Source organism: Treponema denticola, assembly GCF_024181645.1.
Taxonomy (GTDB): Bacteria; Spirochaetota; Spirochaetia; order Treponematales; family Treponemataceae; genus Treponema_B; species Treponema_B denticola_A.
In genome coordinates, this window is the sequence record NZ_CP058624.1 from 1,544,803 (window position 1) to 1,561,342 (window position 16,540).

General features: G+C 35.2%; 16 protein-coding genes. 5 read left to right on the plus strand and 11 right to left on the minus strand.

Going from position 1 to position 16,540, the window contains the following annotated elements:
- Positions 1-23: 23 nt before the first annotated feature.
- Positions 24-1,280: a beta-propeller fold lactonase family protein gene (locus HO345_RS07300; RefSeq protein WP_253682275.1), complete on the minus strand. Its 1,257-nt coding sequence runs from the start codon at positions 1,278-1,280 to the stop codon at positions 24-26.
- 145 nt (positions 1,281-1,425) lie between these two features.
- On the opposite strand from HO345_RS07300, the gene HO345_RS07305 reads away from it, so the two are divergent.
- From HO345_RS07305 to HO345_RS07325, 5 genes are read left to right on the plus strand one after another with little or no spacing between them, the layout of a single operon-like run.
- Entirely contained in the window at positions 1,426-2,364 is a 939-nt protein-coding gene (locus HO345_RS07305) for a metal ABC transporter solute-binding protein, Zn/Mn family (protein WP_253682276.1), read from the plus strand.
- Between the two features lie 26 nt (positions 2,365-2,390).
- The gene (locus HO345_RS07310; protein WP_253682277.1) at positions 2,391-3,158 is read left to right on the plus strand and encodes a metal ABC transporter ATP-binding protein; all 768 of its coding nucleotides are present in this window, start codon (positions 2,391-2,393) and stop codon (positions 3,156-3,158) included.
- Positions 3,155-4,117 carry an iron chelate uptake ABC transporter family permease subunit gene (locus tag HO345_RS07315; protein ID WP_253682278.1) on the plus strand — a complete coding sequence of 321 codons (963 nt, stop codon included), beginning with the start codon at positions 3,155-3,157 and terminating at the stop codon, positions 4,115-4,117. The genes HO345_RS07310 and HO345_RS07315 overlap by 4 nt, the downstream gene beginning before the upstream one ends.
- Before the next feature lie 4 nt (positions 4,118-4,121).
- The gene (locus HO345_RS07320) at positions 4,122-5,222 is read left to right on the plus strand and encodes a metal ABC transporter permease (protein WP_253682279.1); all 1,101 of its coding nucleotides are present in this window, start codon (positions 4,122-4,124) and stop codon (positions 5,220-5,222) included.
- A gap of 25 nt (positions 5,223-5,247) precedes the next feature.
- Positions 5,248-5,916 carry a metal-dependent transcriptional regulator gene (locus HO345_RS07325; RefSeq protein ID WP_253682280.1) on the plus strand — a complete coding sequence of 223 codons (669 nt, stop codon included), beginning with the start codon at positions 5,248-5,250 and terminating at the stop codon, positions 5,914-5,916.
- Here HO345_RS07325 and HO345_RS07330 read toward each other — a convergent pair.
- The 10 genes from HO345_RS07330 to flgB form a co-directional block, all read right to left on the minus strand.
- The gene (locus tag HO345_RS07330; protein WP_253682281.1) at positions 5,909-7,111 is read right to left on the minus strand and encodes a glycoside hydrolase family 3 N-terminal domain-containing protein; all 1,203 of its coding nucleotides are present in this window, start codon (positions 7,109-7,111) and stop codon (positions 5,909-5,911) included. The two genes, HO345_RS07325 and HO345_RS07330, sit on opposite strands and share 8 nt — an antisense overlap.
- 13 nt (positions 7,112-7,124) lie before the next feature.
- Positions 7,125-9,557: a tetratricopeptide repeat protein gene (locus HO345_RS07335; protein WP_253682282.1), complete on the minus strand. Its 2,433-nt coding sequence runs from the start codon at positions 9,555-9,557 to the stop codon at positions 7,125-7,127.
- Positions 9,558-9,571: 14 nt separating this feature from the next.
- A complete protein-coding gene (fliJ, locus tag HO345_RS07340; RefSeq protein WP_010696788.1) occupies positions 9,572-10,036 on the minus strand; it encodes a flagellar export protein FliJ in 465 nt (154 codons plus the stop codon).
- Positions 10,036-11,460, minus strand: a complete 1,425-nt coding sequence (fliI, locus tag HO345_RS07345; protein WP_010696786.1) for a flagellar protein export ATPase FliI — start codon at positions 11,458-11,460, stop codon at positions 10,036-10,038. Before fliI ends, fliJ begins: the two co-directional genes overlap by 1 nt.
- A gap of 9 nt (positions 11,461-11,469) precedes the next feature.
- Positions 11,470-12,396, minus strand: coding sequence for a flagellar assembly protein FliH (gene fliH, locus HO345_RS07350; RefSeq protein ID WP_253682283.1), 927 nt, complete (start codon positions 12,394-12,396; stop codon positions 11,470-11,472).
- A 20-nt stretch (positions 12,397-12,416) separates the two neighbouring features.
- On the minus strand, positions 12,417-13,466 hold the full coding sequence (gene fliG / locus HO345_RS07355; RefSeq protein ID WP_253682284.1) for a flagellar motor switch protein FliG: 1,050 nt from the start codon (positions 13,464-13,466) through the stop codon (positions 12,417-12,419).
- 1 nt (position 13,467) lies between these two features.
- A complete protein-coding gene (fliF, locus tag HO345_RS07360; RefSeq protein ID WP_253682285.1) occupies positions 13,468-15,171 on the minus strand; it encodes a flagellar basal-body MS-ring/collar protein FliF in 1,704 nt (567 codons plus the stop codon).
- A 63-nt stretch (positions 15,172-15,234) separates the two neighbouring features.
- Positions 15,235-15,600, minus strand: a complete 366-nt coding sequence (gene fliE / locus HO345_RS07365) for a flagellar hook-basal body complex protein FliE (protein WP_253682286.1) — start codon at positions 15,598-15,600, stop codon at positions 15,235-15,237.
- 34 nt (positions 15,601-15,634) lie between these two features.
- Positions 15,635-16,090 carry a flagellar basal body rod protein FlgC gene (flgC, locus tag HO345_RS07370; protein ID WP_253682287.1) on the minus strand — a complete coding sequence of 152 codons (456 nt, stop codon included), beginning with the start codon at positions 16,088-16,090 and terminating at the stop codon, positions 15,635-15,637.
- A 23-nt stretch (positions 16,091-16,113) separates the two neighbouring features.
- Complete coding sequence (gene flgB / locus HO345_RS07375) at positions 16,114-16,533, minus strand: flagellar basal body rod protein FlgB (RefSeq protein ID WP_002693381.1); 420 nt, start codon at positions 16,531-16,533, stop codon at positions 16,114-16,116.
- Positions 16,534-16,540: the final 7 nt, after the last annotated feature.

Below are 16,540 nucleotides of genomic sequence, written 5' to 3' on the forward strand. Positions count from 1 at the left end.
AAAAAAGATATGTTTCAAGTAGTTTAAGGCTTAACTTCATACACCCGTATTCTATTATCCAAAAAATCTGATAGGACTATTTTTTCCCCGTCGGGAGAAACATCCAAGCCTGTAGGCTGATTTCCGGCTTCAATGCTTTCAATACGGGTAAATGTTTTTGTGTCGATTATATCAAGACGGCCGAAAACATAACCTTTGTACAAATATCCTTTATCGGGGTTATTCGGGCCTCTGCATGAAACATAGAGAAGTCTTTTATCAGGTGAAAGCTGAATAGTATTCGGATTAAAAAATACATTGATACTTGCAACAAGCTCATCCTTATCCGTAGAATAAACTTCAACAATATCATTTTTCATATCCGAAACATAGATTAGCTTACGCTCATAGTCGGTAACGATGTGCCTCTTTGCACCCTTTATCCCGCCCTCGTAAACGGTTTTATAATCGGCTAAAGATTTTTTTATAAGTTTACATTGAGAATTACCGGCCGAGTCTTCAAATTGTGCGCAGTAGATAAATTTTCCGTCTTGAGAAAATGCCATACCTCTAGGAACAGCCTTAGTTTTTATCTTTTTTTCTTCTTTATAAGAAGAAGGATCGATAACGCTTATGTCCTGTGAGGTCCAGTTACTCAAATAGACCTTATCAAGGCCGGCATTATAAGCCATTACCTTGCTCCATGTACCTGTAGATTGTATAGTTCTTTTATACTCAAAAGATGTAAGATCAAATATATGAATTGAGGCCGTAGGCATTTGGCTGACCCATAATTCGTTTTTATGTTTTAGAACAAGAGATTCTACAAAACCGAATTTTTCGGCATATTCTTTTGGAGGAGAAATTCGCTTCGTCTCTCCGGTTTCTATATCTATCAAATCAAATCCTGAGCCGTCAAGAAGATCTACAGCAACAGCTTTATCGTTTACGAAGGTAACGCTCTTAGGTTTTTTTCCTGTGGGAAAAACTTTAATAACATCGTATTTTGAATTTATTGGAGATAGAACAACAAAGGCTTTTTTATTTTCTATCGATGTTAAATTCAAAGTATGAGTACGGAAGCCTTCTTTTTTTATCACAAGGGAAGTTGTCCTATCTTTTAAAGTAAAACTCAAATGCCCCAAGGTCTTATCGGAAGATATAAGTTTAGATTCAACTTTAAGTCCGTCAGCAAAAAATTCCGCATTTTTATACGGCTGAAGATTAAGATCAAACGTAAAATCGGCAAAAAGTGATAGAACAGAAATAATAAACAAAAATACAAGTAATTTCTTTTTCATAAAAAATGAAGAATAAATATAAAGTCTCATAAACCTTATTTTGCTTGTTTTATAAAACTTTGTCAATGGGATTCAGCTTGACATTTTTTTTATATTTTGATACATTATAATCATAATTTTGATACATCAAAATAGGAGATTTAAAATGACAAAAAAATTAACAGCCTTATATTTAACAGGGCTTACCATATTAAGTTCGGTATTTTTTTCATGTTCTAAAACAGAAACAACGAATGAAGCCAAGGATTCAGGTAAGATAAAGGTTACTGCAACAATAGGCATGGTTGCCGACATAGCAAAGGTTGTCGGCGGAAATGAAGTTAATGTGCAAGCTCTTATGGGTGCGGGAGTAGATCCACACCTTTACAGGGCGAGTGCAGGAGACATGGAAAAGCTTCAAAAAGCCGATATTATTTTTTACAGCGGGCTTCATCTTGAAGCAAAGATGGGAGAAGTTTTGCAAAAAATATCTTCTACCCGCAAAACTGTAGCAGTTGCTGAAAACATTCCCAATGAATATTTATTACCCTTTGAGGAATCCGAATTCGATCCCCATGTTTGGTTTGATGTAAAGCTATGGAAATATGCAACAGAATCGGTATATAAAACCTTAGCGGAATTTGCTCCGCAAAAAAAAGAAATCTTTAAAGAAAATTATGAATTCTATCTTGCAAGACTTAACGAGCTTGATGAGTTTATTAAAAAGAGAGCTTCCGAAATTCCGCAAGAAAAAAGGGTTTTAGTTACGGCCCATGATGCCTTCAATTATTTCAGCAAAGCCTACGGCTTTGAAGTCAGGGGGCTGCAAGGCATAAGTACTGTAAGCGAAGCAGGAGCAAAGGACGTGCAGGAGCTTGCAGACTTTATTACAAAAAGAAAACTTCCGGCCATCTTCGTTGAAAGCTCGGTTCCCGAAAAAAATGTAAAGGCCTTGCAGGAGGCCGTAAAAGCAAGAGGCTATGATGTTTCGATAGGCGGAGAACTTTTTTCGGATGCTATGGGGGATGAGGGAAGCTTCGAAGGAACATATATAGGAATGCTCACTCATAATATAAACACGATAATAGATGCCTTAAAAAAATAAAAGATTTATTCTAAAAGGATGATTTTATGAATACAGGTTCAGAACATTCAAAAGAAAACTTAATTCCGGCTTTTTGTGTTGAAGACCTTACATTGGCTTACCGCGAAAAGCCTGTGCTATGGGACATAGATGTATGCGTACCCCAAGGAGCAATGGAGGCTGTAGTCGGCCCCAATGGAGCCGGAAAATCCACCCTTCTTAAAGCAATGATGGGTATTCTTCCTATAGCATCGGGAGAAATAAAAATATTTGGAAAATCATATAAATCTCAAAGAAAAAGAATAGCCTACGTACCGCAAAGAAGTTCGGTAGATTGGGATTTTCCTACAACGGTCTTTGATGTTGTTTTAATGGGTTCATACGGAAATTTAGGATGGATAAAAAGACCGGGGCAAAATGAAAAAAAAGAAGCTATGTCAGCCTTGGAAAAGGTAGGAATGCTTGAATTTGCAAAACGTCAGATAAGCGAACTTTCAGGCGGCCAACAGCAAAGAGTTTTTTTGGCAAGGGCACTCGTTCAAAATGCGGATCTTTATTTTATGGATGAACCATTTCAAGGAGTTGATGCAGCTACCGAACAGGCTATTGTAAAACTTTTAAAAGAACTAAAGGAAAATGGAAAGACTCTTTTGGTAGTCCATCACGATCTTCAAACCGTAAAGGATTACTTTGATCGGGTACTCTTATTGAATATAAGATTAATAGCTGAGGGAAGTATTGAAGAAGTTTTTACAGAAGAAAACTTACGCAAAACTTATGGAGGCAGAATAGCCTATAATTCTGAAAAAAAATGAGTGGAATAATAAATTTTTTTGCCGATTATACTTTGAGAAATGTTTTTTTGGGAACGATGCTTTTAGGCATAGGCTCAGGTGTGGTAGGAAGCTTTGCCGTCTTACGAAAACAAAGTTTGCTTGGAGATGCGGTTGCACACGCTGCCCTCCCCGGAGTCGTAATAGCATTTTTGCTTACAGGTTCTAAAATGACACTGCCTCTTTTACTTGGTGCAGGTCTTACGGGGCTTATAGGAACATTTTTTATAAACAACATCGTACATAACTCAAAAGTAGACACAGATGCAGCTCAAGGTATTGTGTTGGGCGTATTTTTAGGCCTAGGCTTTTTACTTTTAACCTATGTTCAAAAATTACCGGGAGCCGGAAAAAGCGGTCTTGACAAATTTATCTTTGGGCAAGCGGCAACCATAACACAACAAGATGTGATAATCATTTTTATAGTCGAAGCATTTGTCCTTATAATCATTGCGCTATTATGGAAAGAACTAAAACTATCTACATTTGATCCGGGATTTTCGCAATCAATAGGTTTTTCACCTAGAATACCGGAATTAATTTTAACGGCTTTAATCGTAATTACAATAGTTATAGGAATACAGTCGGTAGGTGTAATTTTAATGAGCGCTCTTTTGCTTGCACCTGCTGCCGCAGCAAGACAATGGACGGATAGACTGAACATAATGTGTCTCCTATCTGCTTTTTTTGGAGCAGCATCCGGAATGGGCGGAGCTGCAATTTCTTCTCAGGTTTCAAAAATGCCTACAGGCCCTGTAATAGTTTGTTTTTTAACATGTTTTACATTGATTTCCATTTTATTTAGCCCTCACAGAGGAATTATTCAATCAAATATAAAAAAGTTTTATACAAAAACTAAATTACGAAAAGAAATCAACAACCCCGACGCAGAGAGTCGGGGTATTAAACCCTCCGCACGAATAAATATAAAAAGGAGATAGTTTTATGAATATGGAAATAATATTAATTGCAATTATTGTCTCTGCATCATGTGCTCTCTGCGGAGTATTTCTAGTCTTAAGAAGAATGTCTTTGATGGGTGATGCAATAAGCCATTCTATCATAATAGGAATCGTATTAGGATTTTTTATAAGTAAAACCTTATCTTCAAGCATACCATTGATAGGAGCCGTTATAGCCGGAATGGTCTCGGTTATCTTTACCGAAGTCTTGCAAAAGACAAAACTTATAAAAAGCGATGCAGCCATAGGGCTTGTTTTTCCATTTTTATTCAGCCTTGGGGTTATCTTGGTTTCACTCTATGCAGGAAATGTTCATTTGGATACGGATTCGGTTTTATTGGGTGAATTAGCCTTTGCACCATTTGACCGTATAAGTTTTTTTGCGATTTCGCTACCAAAAAGCTTGATTCAAATGATCTGTATTCTTTTATTCGATTTAGTTTTTATCATATTGTTTTTTAAAGAATTAAAACTGACAACATTTGATCCTAACTTAGCAAAATCATTGGGCTTTTCACCCTCAATTATGCATTATAGTCTAATGTTTGCAGTAAGCCTTACCTGCGTGGGAGCATTTGATTCGGTTGGAGCTGTTTTAGTTACAGCCTTGATGATTGCACCTGCCGCTGCAGCCCTATTATTAACAAACAGTCTTTTTTATATGATAATACTTTCAGTTTTTATTGCTTCGGCATCATCGATAAGCGGCTTTTATCTTGCAGTAAAAATAGATGGAAGTATATCGGGCTCAATGGCTGCAATGACAGGCATCTTTTTTTTACTTGCTTACCTATTCTCACCAAAAGACGGATTGGTAAAACGAAGGGCCGAACAAAAAAATCTAAAAATAGATTTTGCCGTCAAAATGCTCATTGTTCATCTTCTGCACCATCAAGGTGAAGAAAATATGATCAGTGAGTGTAGAGAAGAACATTTATGTGAACATATTAACTGGACGGAAAAAAAGGCCCATGCAGTAGTAATTGCAGCAAAACGGCTGGGATATATAAAAAAAGAAAACGGTTTACTTCTTTTATCTCCATTAGGAAGAAATGAGGCAGAAAAATCAATAACAAATATTTAAGTGAAATAAATTTTTAGGAGGAAGAGTGAAAATCTCGCAAATTACAACCGAAAATTATTTAAAAGCTATCGTCAAATTTTTATCGGAAACTGATAAAGAAAAAATTACCACCGGTGAACTTGCAAAACTATTACATGTTACTCCCGGTACGGCAACATCAATGGCAAAGAAACTTGAAAAAGAAGGATACATAGAATATCAAAACCGGATAGGATGCAGCTTAACCGAAAAAGGTAAAAAGCATGGCCTGAATATTTTAAGGAGACACAGATTAATTGAAACCTTTTTATTTCAGACACTTAAAATGGACGGAAAAAATATTCATAATGAGGCAGAGAATTTAGAACATGCAGTCTCAGATCTTTTAATAGATAAAATAGACAAATATTTAGAACATCCTAAAAGAGATCCACATGGGGCAATAATACCTAGAAAAAATCAAAAAGAATATACATGTATAGATTCAAGTTTAGATAAAGTAAAATACGGAATAGAATATTCGATATCAAGACTCATAGGCTCGGATGCTCAATTTGAATATTATAAAAAAATAAATTTAAAATTAAATTCAAAGATTATACTTCAAAACAAAAATGAAGAAAGCGGGTTAGCCGAGATAATAATAGACGGGAATAAAATATCCTGTTCTACGATGATTTTAAAAAATATATTTGTCGAAAAAATTATTATTTAAGTTCATTTGATTTTTTTAAAATATCTTGCGCAGCTTTTTTCGACTTATAAAACTTTTCTTTATTGAATTTATATTTTTCGATAGGCTTAAATGATTCATCAATAATACCCATTTTTATTTTTGTTTTTAAAATATTAAATACCGCATCATCAATTCTTGTAAGAAAATCGGACTCGTTTTTCATTTTTTTTGAAATTGCTTCTACAAGCTCTTTAAACTTAGGTTCGGAACACATAACCATATCACAACCGGCCTCAAGAGCTAAAAGCACATTATCTACTGTAGTGCGTCCATCCATTTTGAGAGCCTTCATTGCCATATCATCGGTAATAATTAAACCTGTAAATTTTAATTCAGTACGCAAAAATTTTTCTATTCCCTTTTTTGAAAAACAAAAAGGTTTTTTATCTATAAAAGAAAATTCAGCATGTGAAATTAACACGGCTTCATCAGTACCATAAAGAATTCGACTAAAGGGAGCAATAAAATCCTTATAAAAAATATCTTCATTAACATTGATAATGCTCTTTGAAAGATGCGGATCTGTTTCCGCATTTCCGGGAAAGTGTTTAACGGTAGGAAACACCCCGCCTCTTTTCATTCCGGAGATAAAAGCATCGGCATATTTTACTAAAATATCTTCATCATTAGAAAAAATACGATCATCTAAAAAACCGGAATCTTTGGATCTTTCTTTTTCAACAATCGGAGCTAAGTTTAAATGTATACCCAATAGGTGTATTTGCTCTGCTGTATGAGTATATAGAGCTACAGCTTCTTCTTCCGTTAATGTTTCTGCTACCTCTCTAGGTGAAGGCAGGGGCGATCCTATTTTTCTGATTCGATAAACACGCCCGCCTTCAAAGTCGGATGCAAAAAAAGGCGGTACAAATGTTTTTGATTTAGACAAATTTTGTATAGATTGCTTAATAGATTTTATATAAAAAGCGCAAGCTTCAGGAGTATCCGAAAAATTATATCCGAATAAAATAAAAGCACCGGGTGTATAAGAATCAAAATAAGAGCTTAAATAAGAAGGAAAAGCTTTTTTCCCTTCAATACTCATCATCAAAACTTGAGAAGCCTTGTCTTCTATACTCATTTCCGAAATATAAGCTTTGATACTTTCATCATCACTAAAAAGAGCCGTATAAATAAAAAAACAATAAAAAAAAGCGGATATAAAACGTTTCATAAATATTCCAAGATTAAATAAGTTTTTGATTTTTTGCAATCCTAAAAAGTTTTGAGTTCCATAAATTATTTTGCATATACTTGTCACGTATATCGTTTTCACCTATCGCCAATACATTTTTTTGCATTGACTTAAAAGCCTTGCTTAGATAGGCAATAGTTTGAGAAGAACTTTCTCCATATAACTTAACGGATAAATCATAACACAGATACATATATAAAGATGAATAAGGATCATTTTGATACAGGGACTCAACAGCCGATGCTTCCAGATTTGATAAAAAAATCTTGCATTCTTCGATATCATACATCTTTGAAAAGTTAATTTTACAATTATAATAATTATAAAAAGCATCAAACATCTTTTTCCCAATAGACATGTTATATATGTTTGACCAGATCAGATCTTCAGCAATACTGAAACCTGATTTTAAGTTTATAAAATCCGTTAAGCCGGAATTATTATATGCACTATAAATAGAAGATATATCCAAATCCATTTTTTCAAAGTCATTATTTAAAACAGGATAGAATAAAAAAGACTCAAGCAAAAACAATAAAGCATCATCAGTATAATCTATACATTTCATTAAAAGTTCTTGACCGTTTTTTATTTGCCCCATATAAATTAAAGAACGGCCATACCAAGATTTGCATAACGGTTCTATTTTATCAAAATATAAATCAGCAAAATCCGATGCTGTCTTGAAATTTTCTACAGCCTTATTGAATTCTCCTATTTGTAAATAAACACGTCCTTTCATAAAAAGATATGGAATTTTCCAATCCAGTTCAAAATATTCATTAACGGCAGCTGCTAAACGGTCTAAAAAGGTTATAGATTGTTTTAAGTTATTTTGCAAAAAATAAACAACACTAATATTAAATAATGCATCACAGATAAAAGATGTATCATGAGAATGCTCGGCATTATCAAGAGCATAAGAAAAATAAGTAATAGCATCGGATATTTTATTTTGCATTAAATTAAAGAAAGCAAGCAAAGAAAAAGCTCTATACTCTCCTGATTCCAATTTATTTTCTTGAAAAAAGCCGATTGCAGTTTTTAGATATGCATAGGATTTTGTAGTACTATCATCTATGTTTGCAATAATAGAATTTTGATAATATTTTAATGCATTATAAAAAATTTCGTTTTTATATTTTTTTAGGTCTAAACCTTCAATAGAAGAGTCGGAATAATTATGAAATATTGAAGCAAGTAAAAAGTCGGGCTTACATTTAAAATTTAAAGAATCAAATATTTTTTCGGTATCGGAATTTGCATTTAAAATTCCCTTTTTATATTTAGCCCATAAATATTCAGTTATATTTGAATCTGCCATATTCTTGCTAAGATTGATACGTCTTTCAATAATTTCAGGTAAACCATAAGGCACGGCATAGATATTATTCTCGACTAAAATAATACCCATTGAATACATCCAAGCATAAACATCATCAAAAAAAGCTTTGCTTTTATTCAATGAAACTAAAAAATCACTAATCTCATCGTAGAAAAAATATTTACTTGAAACAAGAATAATATATATCAACTGTAATAAATCATCAGGAATATTATATATTGAAGGCAAGGAAGAATCTAATGCCTCTATTTCCATATATTTAGAAACTGCATATATTTTTTCTGCTTCTTCCAAATTCTTTTTATCATCAAGATTATCTATTAAAACTTTTATAGATATCCCGGCATTTTGTTTTTTTATGTAATATTTAAAGAAGATTGCAGCATTTGTCAAAAAAGCATCAACAAAATATTGCGGCATATCTTTAGAAAATCTATGTTTTTTTAGATAAATGTAAACATTCTTTGTAGCTAAAAAAGAAACTCTATCTTCAGCACTCATGGCTTTTAAACAATCATTATCCAAAGGATTAGCCAAAATAAAATTATATATAGCCCAAAAATAATTATCATTCCGATGCAATATTATAGAAGCATTCTCCTCAGCATTTTTATTAGAAGTTAAATTAATATTTTCAAAAAAATTAAATGCATTACATAATAAAACGGAAGCATCCGTTTCATTAAAATCAATATATTTTGAAAGTTTATCGGAAGCCTCTTTTGAAGCAAAAATGCCCATCTCAGGTATTAATCTTTTTTTATACAAGGATAAAAATTCAAATAAAACATCATTTGAAACTTCTTTTTCATAATAGTCAGCAATACATCTTACTTCGGAAATTTTATTTTTATATGAAATTAATATTTTATTTACATTATATAAAAATCTGGCAGTAGAAAAAGCATAAGCAATCGATTTTTTTTTAAATAAAAAATAAAAGCTACCTTGTTCCTGTATAATTTCCGCTCCGTTTGATAAAGCTTCTTCTTTTATTAAGTTAATAAAATCGGTAAGGATTTTTAAATTAATTTTACGTAATTGTCTTTCATATATTATTTCTAAAAAAACACTTAACATGTTCTCATCCTTGATTAATTATAGCACTCAGCTAAAATTATTTTATTTTGACCGAATTTATAAGTAACAATATCATCGATATAGTTTTCTTCTGCTTTTATATTTTCTTTTTCCCATACTTTTCGTTTTTTTTCTTTTAGTTTTGAAATTACTTTGCGTTTTGATGCAGCCTCAATGTAAATTTTTCTTTTTTCTTCAATAATTTGTTCTGCAATAACCAATTTTTCTAATAAGTCATCCTTTTTTTTATCTAAAAGTATAATATAATTTTGGGCATTATGAAGATCGGTTATATCAATTTTATCGGACTCAGGATTAAATTCGGTACCTGTTTTTACTTTTAACTTAGCAATTTGTTGTAATTGAATATCAATGTAATCTTTATGAGCAATAGCCTGTGCTAACTCAATTTCCGACTGATGTTCATAAAATTCGCGTAAGTTCAAAAGTTTTTCAAGCCGAAACTCAAACCTTTTCATTACTCAACCTCTCGCTCAGGTTTATATAATGCAGAGGCTTCAGAACTTTGAGCATATTTTTTTATAGCCCCAACACCTAATCCTGCTTCATCAAATTCCTCCGGAGGAATATCAATACCCGTAATATCCGAAAGTTTTTGTAATGTATCTTTCAGTTTTGCAGGATCATCTACCTCTTGAGTTAAAAAATCATAAATACGCGGATAATGTTCTATAGCATCATCGATTGCTGCACTGCTTCCTTTTTGATAAGCTCCGAGATTTATCATATCTTCGGATTCGGTATAATCTTTTAATAATGTACGCATTCGTTTTGATGCATTCTTTGTGTTCGGTCCCGATACTCTGTTGGATAATCTGGAAATACTTTTTAAAACATTAACGGCTGGATATTGTCCTCTCTCAGCAAGATTTCTATCCAATACAATATGACCGTCTAAAATACCTCGAACGGCATCCGAAATCGGCTCATTCATATCATCGCCTTCTACTAGTACGGTATAAAATCCTGTAATGGAACCTTTTTCGGAGGTACCGCTTCTTTCAAGCAATTTAGGAAGGGAACTAAAAACACTTGGAGTATATCCGCGAGTTGCAGGAGGCTCTCCTATGGCAAGTCCTATTTCTCTTTGTGCCATAGCAAAGCGTGTTACGGAATCAAAAAGAAGCATAACATCTTTTCCTTGATCTCTAAAATATTCTGCAATTGCCGTAGCAGTATATGCCCCTCTTATTCTTGCAAGAGCACTTTGATCTGAGGTTGCACTTACAATTACCGAATGTTTTAAACCTTCAGGCCCCAGATCATGCTCAATAAAATCTAAAACTTCACGTCCGCGCTCTCCTATAAGAGCTATAACATTTACATCGGCATTTGTGTTTCTGGCTATCATTCCAAGCAAGGTAGATTTTCCGATTCCCGTACCGGCGAAAATACCAAGACGTTGTCCGCGTCCCACAGCCAAAAGACTATCGATAGCACGGATGCCGGTAACAATTCTTTGTCTTATAGGTTTACGGGTCATAGCATCGGGAGGAGGAGCTACGACAGGATATCTTTTAGCCGAATAAGGTTCAGGTTTACCGTCAGCAGATTTACATAAGGCATCTACAACACGACCCAGTAAAACATTTCCAACCGGAACGGATAGAATTTCTCCGCTTGCAATAACGAGGTCGCCTATTTTTACACCTTGAACATCGGTATAGCTCATCAGCTGAACGATAGTTCCGTTTAAACCTACAACCTCAGCCTTTAATCCATCAGGATTATCATCCGTAATAATTTGGCAAAGCTCTCCTACGGAAGCAACAGGTCCTTCACTTTCAATTAATTTATCATGAACACGGACAACACGTCCCGTAAATTTTATCGGATCGGTTTCTGAGACAGCATCGGTATATTTATCAAACAGATCTACCATATCGGCACCTTAAATATTTCCGGTTTTTATCTTTGTCTTAATGGGAGATATTTCCAAAATCTTTTGTTCAAGTTCGTTAAGCTGACTTGCTATGCGTGCATCCACTGCTCCAAAATCGGTTTCAATTATACATCCGCCTTGATCAACAGTAGAATCTTCAACTACCGTAATATTTTTAATATTTTCTGCAGCAGATATAAAGTTTTGGATGTGCTCTGTAGTCATTTTAACATCAGCAAGATTAACGCGTATAACCACGTCTCCCCTGCCCTTTACTTTACGCAAAGCATGAACAACGTTGGACACTACAACATTTCTCTGATTTTCGGAAATAACCTTGACAACCTTTCTTGTCATCAGAAGAACAAGATCCACTATTTGCTGCTCAGTTTCCGAAAGAATTTCTTGACGCCTATCCATAGCCTTATTTATTATTGTGTGAAGACGATCAGTTAGGCGCTGCACTTCAAGATTTCCTTCCTTGAAACCTTCTTCACGGCCGCGGTTAAAACCTTCCTTATATGCACCTTGATTTACAGCATCTTTGTTTTTTTCGGAATCGGCTATTATATCTCTGGCTTTTTGCTCGGCTTCGGCTATAATATCCTCAGCATCTTTTTTTGCATTTTGAGCAATAACTTGAGCTTCATCTGTCTGTCTTTTTACTTCATCAAAGGCAGCGTTTTGCGCACCTTCAATAATTTTATCGGCTTCAGTTTTAGCATCGGAAAGCATTTTTTCTTTTTGCTTTTCCCATTCAAGTTTAAAATCTTCAGCTTCTTTTTTTAAATCTTCAACAGTAGGACCTTCATAAACCGGAACTTCTTCTTCAATAATTTCTTCAGGTTCTTCTTGAAAAGTTTTATTAAGCTGCAAAAATACTACATCGCTATTGTTTTTGTTTACCTCAAAGCCTCTAAAAATAGTCTTAGCCATAAGCAATTCTCCGTTTTATTTTATACCAATTCATCCTCTTCGGATCTGGCGATAACAATTTCACCCTTATCCTCCAAGTGTCTGATAATCGAAACAATTTTCTGCTGAGCTTCTTCAACATCTTTAACACGTATCGGTCCCATGTATTCCATTTCATCACGGAGCATGGCACCTGCACGTTTAGACATATTCCTAAATATCTTATCTTGAACTTCGGTATCAACCTGTTTAAGAGCCTTAGCCATTTCATCGTTATTAACTTCACGCAGAACCTTACTGATGGACCTATCGTCAAGCATAACAATATCTTCGAATACGAACATCTTCTTCTTGATTTCTTCTGCCAAGTCGGGATCTTCGTCTTCAAGAGATTCGATAATTGATTTTTCAGAAGAACGGTCAACAAGGTTAAGAATCTCAACGATGCTGTCTACACCGCCCGCTGCCGTGTAATCTTCACTTGAAACGGTTGAAAGTTTCTTTTCCAAGACGCGTTCAACTTCACGGAGAACATCGGGGGAAGTTGTATCCATGGTTGCGACACGTCTTGCAACATCACTTTGAATTTCATCGGGAAGATTTTGCAAAATCACCGATGCCTTTTGCGGCTCAAGGTAGGCAAGAATCAAAGCAATTGTCTGCGGATGCTCTTGCTGAATAAAGTTCAATAAGTGCGCAGGATCGGTTCTTCGAATAAAATCAAATGGACGAACTTGCAAAGAACTTGTAAGCCTGTTTATTATTTCGATAGCTTTTTGACTGCCGAAAGTTTTTTCCAGAACATCCCTTGCATAGTCTATACCGCCTGTTGTTATAAAGTTTTGAGCAGTCATCAAATCCTGAAACTCTTGGAGAACGGCATCTTTTAATTCCGCTTCCACCGTTTCGGTTCTTGCAATCTCAAAAACTATTTTTTCGACTTCATCTTCACGAAGTCTTTCCATTATTTTAGCGGAGATTTCACCTCCGAGAGATACTAAAAATATTGCAGCCTTCTGTCTTCCGGTAAGAGAATTAATATCCTTACTTTTTTTTGAACTGCCTCTTTCTTTTGCAGGTGCTACAGCCATATTATTCCTCCATGAGCCAAGTTCTAATTAAAAGAGCAACATCTTCAGGATGTTCCCGAGCCATATTGATAGCATTTTCTTGAAGCTCCTGACGTCTTCGCTCTTCAACCGTCATTGAGACATCGGCATCAGCCATTTGCTGATCATACAACATTCTTTCACGCTCCAACTGTGCCTGACGCAGAAGTTCTTCTTCGCGGAGTCTTTTTCTTCTTTCAATCTCACGGCTTATAATTCTATACAATATAAAGAAGAGTAATATTAATGCTATTCCCGCCAGTGAAAGCAAGAATATGGTTTGCCTTTGCAGAGCTTTAAAATATTCCCTATCTTCCAGTTCAAACTGAGATGTTCTATCAACCTTAACATTTACAACACTTACGGAATCTTTTCGGCTTGCATCAAATCCTATGGCATCTTTAATTATTTTTTCGGCCTGCTTTATTTCTTCAGCTGAAAGAGGTTTATATTCTCTTTCGATCATACCGTTTTTAATAATATATTTTCCGTTTACGTCTTTTTTCTTTTCCCAAACACCGTCAATGTTTACCGATACGGTTCTTCTTCCCATTTTGGGAAGGAAGACTTCTTTTATCTGGCTTGAACTTACAAGATGGTTTTCCTTTGTGATGGTCTGAGTCGAGCGTCCCACTAAATTTCTTGTATCCTGATAAGAAGGAGGAGTTTGTCCCTCGGTTCCCGTAGGTCCTTGAGGATTTATTCCGCTTCCTTCCCAGATAGTTGTTGCATTTTCAGAGCTTACCGTAACCGATTGAACTACTTGAGAATCATCATAAGAAGTCTCAGGATTATCTTCTTTGATAACTGTAGGGCGTATTTCGGTCGTATCGGCAGAACGTTCAGACATATCCATATCAATTTTAACGTTTATATCTCTAACTCTGTCTTCACCGTATATTTTTTGTAAAGGAGTAAGTATGTTGGCCCCATATTGCCTTTCAAGTTTAGCAATAAATTTTTGCTGCTTTTCAATTAGAGTTAAGCGGTCAGCATCTTTCATAATTTCAAAATCGTTTAAGGGAATTCCTGAAGCATCACTTATAGTAATATCTTCATTTTTTAATCCGGGAACCGCAAGCCTGAGCATCTTTTGGATACCTTCTATTTTTTTTCGATTGGCCGAAATATCGCTTCCCGGTGCAGGATAAATAACTACAGTTGCAGTTGCAGGAAGCTGTTCCGATTCAAATAAGGCTTTCTCCGGTATCCGGACAATAACATTAGCATCATCAATATCGTCCAAGGCTTTTAAGTGTCTCTTTACTTCCTCGGTAATTGCACGGCGTAAATCGACCTCACGGTCAAATTCTGTACGCGAATAGCGCTCAACATCAAAGAATGCCCAAGGACTTGTATTGTTAGGTATTAAATCTTCACGGATTAAAATAGCCCTCATCCTTCTGGCTGTTGCTTCATCGGCAACCGAGATTATCCCATCGGAAGAGATTTCAGTTTTTACATTTTCTTCATTAATGCGCAAGATAATTCTATCCCGCAGATCAACATCGGTTATCGCCATGTCTATTACGGGTACCGATGTCGGTTTTGAAGACCATCTACCGAGAACGACAATCAATACCAGAGCAAGTACAATTACCCCGATGATGATTCCTTTTTGGAGCTTTGTCCATTTTCCCCAAAGCGTCCCAAACTTTGTTTTTAGATTGTTAAACTTTTCGTTCATGTTTCCCCCCATGTACTGAACGAGCTTTGCAAGGCTTTAACTTAAAAGTCTTGCAGTCTATTTTTATCTCGTTGTAGTAATATCATTCCAAGTTTTTACTAAACGGTCGATTATGGTTTGCGCTAATTTAAGCGACAAACTTGCTTCGGCCATTCCCAGCGTTATATCATGAACATCGACCGATTCGGGATCGACAATCATTTGTTCTCCCAATTTGTCCATGTTTGTTTGCTTTGCATTCATGCTGTCAAATGCTTTTAAAATTGTCTGTTCAAAACTTGCAGCTTCTTTATTTGCAGCAAGCTCAATCATGTCGGTATTTGAGACCATTTTGGCTCTAAAATTATCGGTAACAACAGCATTAATTTTCGGAACATCTAAAAGTCCCGGTACCGAATTTACATTTGCAACATTTACAGCGTTTACCATTTTTTCCTCCCACTAAAATATTTTATCGTTTATTTTATCTTGCAATATCCAAGGCTCTTTGGAACATATCCTTTGCACCGTTTACAACGGCAAGGTTTGCCTCATAAGCCCTTGAAGCCGAAATTAAATCTACCATTTCAGTAACTATGTCTACATTCGGATACTCTACACATCCTTCATTAGGGCCGTATTTTAAGGCCTTAGGATGGGTCGGATCATAAACCCAACGGCTATCGGAAGTATCTTTTTCTATCGAAAGAACCTTAACGCCCTCACCTACTCCTCTTTCTACATTTTGAGGAGTAAAAGGAGTTTGCCAGTCGATACCGCTTTTCCTTTGGCCGACTATTACGCGGCTTCTTTTAAAAGGACCGCCTTCTTGGGTTTCCAAGCTTGAAGCGTTTGCAATATTGTTTGATATTACATCGGTTCTAAGACGCTCTACACCCATTCCCGTAGCTGCAATATTTATACTCGTAAACAATCCCATATTTTTTCCTCCGATTCCTTATTCTACTTTAAAACCGATTGTACCTGATTGTACTGAAAACCTGCCATCATACTTAAAAGCTGATATTGCATTTGAATCTTCAATACCTTCATAGCTTCATCTTCAGGATTTACATTATTTCCATTTGTGTCTTCAGTAGTCAAATAATCCAAAACACGCACAGGCTCAACCGTTTTATAATCTATAGGCTCATTTGATTTTATGTGCAAGGGATGAGTCGTTGCAAGCTGAAAAGCTCCTTTTGCATTTTTTTCAGAATCAAAGGCTCTTTTTAACTCCGATTCAAAATTTACCTCAGTCCTCTTAAAATTAGGAACATCAGAATTTGCAAGGTTATTTGATGTAACGGTATAGCGTAAAGAGTTTACATCCAAGGCTCTGTGCAGTATATCCGTTGTTCTTAAAAAACTATTAAAACCCATAATTCAC

Bases quoted from the DNA above. Each gene is read 5' to 3' on its own strand.
- HO345_RS07300 (WP_253682275.1), bottom strand. From the start codon at position 1,280: ATGAAAAAGAAATTACTTGTATTTTTGTTTATTATTTCTGTTCTATCA.
- HO345_RS07305 (WP_253682276.1), top strand. From the start codon at position 1,426: ATGACAAAAAAATTAACAGCCTTATATTTAACAGGGCTTACCATATTA.
- HO345_RS07310 (WP_253682277.1), top strand. From the start codon at position 2,391: ATGAATACAGGTTCAGAACATTCAAAAGAAAACTTAATTCCGGCTTTT.
- HO345_RS07315 (WP_253682278.1), top strand. From the start codon at position 3,155: ATGAGTGGAATAATAAATTTTTTTGCCGATTATACTTTGAGAAATGTT.
- HO345_RS07320 (WP_253682279.1), top strand. From the start codon at position 4,122: ATGAATATGGAAATAATATTAATTGCAATTATTGTCTCTGCATCATGT.
- HO345_RS07330 (WP_253682281.1), bottom strand. From the start codon at position 7,111: ATGAAACGTTTTATATCCGCTTTTTTTTATTGTTTTTTTATTTATACG.
- HO345_RS07335 (WP_253682282.1), bottom strand. From the start codon at position 9,557: ATGTTAAGTGTTTTTTTAGAAATAATATATGAAAGACAATTACGTAAA.
- fliJ (WP_010696788.1), bottom strand. From the start codon at position 10,036: ATGAAAAGGTTTGAGTTTCGGCTTGAAAAACTTTTGAACTTACGCGAA.
- fliI (WP_010696786.1), bottom strand. From the start codon at position 11,460: ATGGTAGATCTGTTTGATAAATATACCGATGCTGTCTCAGAAACCGAT.
- fliH (WP_253682283.1), bottom strand. From the start codon at position 12,396: ATGGCTAAGACTATTTTTAGAGGCTTTGAGGTAAACAAAAACAATAGC.
- fliG (WP_253682284.1), bottom strand. From the start codon at position 13,466: ATGGCTGTAGCACCTGCAAAAGAAAGAGGCAGTTCAAAAAAAAGTAAG.
- fliF (WP_253682285.1), bottom strand. From the start codon at position 15,171: ATGAACGAAAAGTTTAACAATCTAAAAACAAAGTTTGGGACGCTTTGG.
- fliE (WP_253682286.1), bottom strand. From the start codon at position 15,600: ATGGTAAACGCTGTAAATGTTGCAAATGTAAATTCGGTACCGGGACTT.
- flgC (WP_253682287.1), bottom strand. From the start codon at position 16,090: ATGGGATTGTTTACGAGTATAAATATTGCAGCTACGGGAATGGGTGTA.
- flgB (WP_002693381.1), bottom strand. From the start codon at position 16,533: ATGGGTTTTAATAGTTTTTTAAGAACAACGGATATACTGCACAGAGCC.